Origin of the sequence: Flavobacterium maritimum, from assembly GCF_040049085.1 — a bacterium.
GTDB classification, from domain to species: domain Bacteria; phylum Bacteroidota; class Bacteroidia; order Flavobacteriales; family Flavobacteriaceae; genus Flavobacterium; species Flavobacterium maritimum.
Map to the genome: position 1 here is coordinate 1 of NZ_JBDLZY010000013.1, position 4,618 is coordinate 4,618.

General features: G+C 38.6%; 3 protein-coding genes. All 3 read right to left on the reverse strand.

All coding sequences use genetic code 11. The annotated features are described in order from the left end of the window. Nucleotides 1-23: 23 nt before the first annotated feature. From ABEB23_RS18015 to ppsA, 3 genes are read right to left on the reverse strand one after another with little or no spacing between them, the layout of a single operon-like run. On the reverse strand, nucleotides 24-761 hold the full coding sequence (locus tag ABEB23_RS18015; protein ID WP_348814110.1) for a 2Fe-2S iron-sulfur cluster-binding protein: 738 nt from the start codon (nucleotides 759-761) through the stop codon (nucleotides 24-26). Nucleotides 762-780: 19 nt separating this feature from the next. Further along, nucleotides 781-1,629 carry a formate transporter FocA gene (focA, locus tag ABEB23_RS18020; RefSeq protein WP_348814111.1) on the reverse strand — a complete coding sequence of 283 codons (849 nt, stop codon included), beginning with the start codon at nucleotides 1,627-1,629 and terminating at the stop codon, nucleotides 781-783. Between the two features lie 38 nt (nucleotides 1,630-1,667). Further along, complete coding sequence (gene ppsA, locus ABEB23_RS18025) at nucleotides 1,668-4,109, reverse strand: phosphoenolpyruvate synthase (protein WP_348814112.1); 2,442 nt, start codon at nucleotides 4,107-4,109, stop codon at nucleotides 1,668-1,670. Nucleotides 4,110-4,618: the final 509 nt, after the last annotated feature.

Consider the following 4,618-nt stretch of genomic DNA (forward strand, 5'->3'; position numbering starts at 1 on the left):
GTTTAAATGGTGTGTAAGTTTTTTTACTTGTATACTTTTCGTTGTGTTAATTGGTATTTTTCGTTTTTCCGATTATATATTTCACATCCAACTCCACAATAAGCACATACGGTACGTGTCTTTTTTTCTGGATTACCGAATTTGATGACATTTTTATCTTCAATCGCACCGGTCGGGCAGGTATCGGCACAGGCTCCACAACTAACGCAGGAACTTTTGGCAAACAATCCTTTTGAATCGGAAACAATTTGTTCCTCGTCTCCTCTTTTCGACATATGCCATACAAACTGCCCTTGTACTTCATCACATATTCGGATGCATTTCTCGCACATAATGCATTGCGACATATCCACTTGTATATAAGGATGCGATGTGTCTTTTTTGGTTTTGATGTTATTTGGGAGCTCACGTGTTAGGTTATAATGGTTCAACCAATAATGAAATTCTTTTTGAGGAAATTCATTTACAACAGATTGGGAGTAATTTTTTGCCATCATTCTGAGGAGTTCTTTTCTATAATCCTCCATTTCGGTTGTGGTGGTTTCAATTTCCATTCCATCAGAAAGCAATGTTCTACAGGATGGCTGCCAATGCGGTTCTCCATTTATTTTCACAAGACAGCTACGGCAAACGGATGCCGAATGAAGCCGGTTGTCATGACAAAGCGCAGGAATTTTAATAGCATTGTCTTGCAACAATTCTAAAATTGTCATCCCTGCTTTGAAGGAAAAAAGGCGGTTATCTATTTTTACTGAATACATAAATTCAATTATATGTCACTCATTCTTTACTTTTTCTTAAAAAAACAAACCAATATACCAGACCTACTAATACTGCACCGCCTATAATATTGCCTATCGTAACTGGAATCAGATTATGCAACAGATAATTGCTCCATGTTATGGACTCATAATTTTGCGCAGATGTATTAGCAAGAGATAAAAATTTGGTATCACCATGATTCAATACCAAAATGGCTTCGGGTATAAAATACATATTTGCAATACTATGCTCGAAACCAGAAGCGACAAAAGCCGTTATGGGAAATACAATTGACAATATTTTTCCAGACACCGATTGTGAACTAAAACACAGCCAAACTGCCAGACAGACCAAAATGTTGCACAGAATTCCTAATGTTACCGCTTGGGTAAAGCCCAATTCGCATTTGGCTTTTGCTATATTGAGGATGTTTATACCCACCATGCCTGAAGCAAATAAATACTGGCCGGAAAAAAATAGTAGAACCGCTACGAATAGTGCTCCGGTCATGTTGCCGACATAAACCAAGGCCCAATTTTTTAGTATTTGTGAGGTGCTTATTTTTTTATTTGCCCAAGCCATGACAATTAAGTTATTGCCTGTGAATAATTCTGCACCGCCAACGATCACAAGGACAAGTCCGAGGCTAAAAGAGATTCCGCCTATTAGTCTTGTTATACCATAAGGCAAGGTTGAGCCTGCTGTAACCGTAGTAAAGAAAATAGAGCCAAAAGCAATAAAAGCACCGGCAAGCATTGCAAGAACCAATGTTTTTGACACAGACATATTCGCTTTTGAAACACCAACCAATTCCGCTTGTACGGCCATCTCGGAAGGCATTAATGAATCTACATTTTTAATGTTCATTTTTTAATTTTTTGGTATTAAAAAAAATGCTTTAAAAATTACTCGTCCAATTTGAGGGTACTCTTATTTGTTTTCGTTAGAAATTTTTTTTCGGCTTCTAAAATGTTTTCAATGCCTTTTATCAATGCATCAGGGTTAAATGAGATACTGTCAATGCCTTCATGAACTAGAAATTGGGCAAAGGCAGGAATATCACTCGGAGCTTGTCCGCACAATCCCACTTTTATTTCAAATCGTTTGGCAACCCGAATCGTTTCCTTAATTAAAGATTTTACAGCCGGATTTTCCTCGCTGAATAAATAGCTTACTAGGGTAGAATCACGATCCAATCCCAAAGTGAGTTGGGTTAAATCATTGGAACCAATAGAAAATCCATCAAAGAGTTTTGCAAATTCATCTGCGAGCAAGACATTGCTTGGAATTTCAATCATAACATATACTTCCAATCCGTTACTGCCTTGTACTAATCCGTTTTTGGCCATTTCAGTTAGAACATTTTCGCCTTCTTCAACCGTTCTGCAAAAAGGAATCATCAGTTTGACATTGGTAAGTCCCATTTCATCGCGTACTTTTTTCATGGCTTCACATTCTAAAGCAAAGCCTTTTCGATAAAAATCGCTATAATACCGGGAAGCGCCTCGAAAACCTATCATCGGATTTTCTTCATCAGGTTCGTAATATTTCCCTCCGATGAGGTTGGCATATTCATTACTTTTAAAATCGCTCATTCGTACAATAACATCTTTTGGGTAAAAAGCTGCTGCCACAATAGATACGGCCTCGGCTAGTTTATCTATAAAATAATTTTTGGGATCAGCATAACCTTTGGTTAATGCAGCTATTTCAGTGGCAATCTTCTTGTCGGTTATTTTTTCGGGTTCACACAAAGCCAATGGATGAATTTTGATAGTATTCGAGATAGCAAACTCCATTCGCATTAAACCGACACCCTGATTTGGATAGTGACTGAGTTCAAAAGCCCTTTCCGGATCGGCCAGAATAAGCATAGGATCTATTTTTGGCATTTCAAGTTTACTGAAATCCTGTTCTTTTATTTCCCATTTGAGCAGGCCATCATATACATTTCCTTCTTTTCCTTCGGCGCAGGATACGGTAATTTCCTGCCCATTTTTTATAGAGCAAGTGGCATTTCCACAGCCCACTACGGCAACGGTTCCTAATTCACGGGCCACAATAGCCGCATGACTGGTGCGCCCGCCTTTATTAGTAATGATAGCTGAAGCCCTTTTCATAATCGGATCCCAATCGGGATTGGTCAAATCAGTAACTATGATTTCTCCTTTTTGCAATAAATCCCCTTCTTGAGGATTATTCAGAATTCGGGCTTTTCCCGAAGCAATCTTATCGCCAAGAGCAATCCCTTTCGTTAAAAGAGAGCCTTTGTCTTTAAGTTTATGAATTTCCCTGACCTTTTTGTTGGCTTTGCCATGAACAGTTTCCGGTCGGGCCTGAACAATATAGAGCTGGTTATTCAAACCGTCTTTCGCCCATTCAATGTCCATAGCTTTGTTATAGTGTTTTTCAATAGTGTAACACCATTGGGACAATAGGATCACTTCTTTATCGTTAAGCGAGAATTGATTTCGTCTGTCTAAAGGCGTATCTATATTAATAATTGTTTTTTCTGCAGAGGAATTTTCGGCTTCGTCGGAATAAATCATCGTAAATTCTTTCCTGCCACAATGTCTTTTTAGAATTGGATTATAATCTGGATTTTCTAAAGTAGGTTTAAACACCATCCATTCGTCTGGTGTTACGGTTCCCTGCACAATGTTTTCTCCCAATCCCCAGCAACCATTAATTATAATGGTGTTTTCAAATCCAGAATCAGGATCAATAGTAAATGCCACGCCCGAAGAAGCTTTGTCGCTGCGTACCATTTGTTGCACACCAACAGAAATGGCAATATCCAAATGGGTAAAACCCATGTCATGACGGTATTTGATGGCGCGATCTGTAAATAACGATACAAAACAGCGGTGGACCGCATCGATTAGCTGTTCATCACCACTAATATTCAAAAACGATTGCATCTGTCCTGCAAAACTGGCGCTGGGTAAATCTTCCGCAGTAGCACTGCTTCGTACTGCGACACCAAGATTAGTTATTCCGGCTTGGTTGCTTAATGATTGATAGGCTTGGCGTATTTCGTCCTGAATTGCTGTTGGAATAGGAGCTGCCAGAATCAGGGCTCTGGCTTTATCACCAACAGAAGCAAGATTGGAATACTGTTTGGTGTCTAAGGATCGCATTAAATCCTGAAGCGGTTTTCCCAGATTATTTTCCTTTCTGAAAAGCCGATATCCCTTAGCTGTGACAGCAAAACCATTGGGAATGTTTATACCCATTGGATTGAGCTGATTGTACATTTCTCCCAGAGAGGCGTTTTTACCTCCAACTTCACCAATAGCACTTATGCCAATTTGGTTAAAAAACAGAATGTATTGATAATTTTCCATTTTGTATGTTTTAATATAAAAGCAGGCTACGAGTAGTCTGTTATAATAGCACAATAGAAAATATTTGGGGAAGTGCGTTTTTCATTTTGTAAAAAATTAAAAAACGTGAGGCAACTTATTTTTTTAAACTGGAATAGCTTTGTATGTTGAAAAAGAGAGTAGTAGGTCTTTCTTTTTGTCAAAAATTGCACAGTAAATTTAATGAATTATTAGCTCTGTTCCTATTTAGCCTGGGCTTTTTTTCGGTGTGAAAATGATGCTAATGTGTCTGTAAAATAGGGGAGTAACATATAGTATTATAAGGAGTGTTTAAGTTTCATGTTCTTGTGATTCATGCAATCGGTTATAAATGATTTGATTTTTTTTGGGCGTTCCCTACGGTCGGGCTATACGCTTCAAGTCCTCGCCTGCTTTCGTTTCACTGCATCAGGTTGTGGGCTTTACGCTGCTATCCCTAACGCGGGAGGGGGGAGAAACACCTTTACTATATATGAGGAGCACTTTTTTGA

Excerpts from the sequence above, each read along its gene's own strand:
- ppsA (WP_348814112.1), bottom strand. The coding sequence starts at position 4,109 with ATGGAAAATTATCAATACATTCTGTTTTTTAACCAAATTGGCATAAGT.
- focA (WP_348814111.1), bottom strand. The coding sequence starts at position 1,629 with ATGAACATTAAAAATGTAGATTCATTAATGCCTTCCGAGATGGCCGTA.
- ABEB23_RS18015 (WP_348814110.1), bottom strand. The coding sequence starts at position 761 with ATGTATTCAGTAAAAATAGATAACCGCCTTTTTTCCTTCAAAGCAGGG.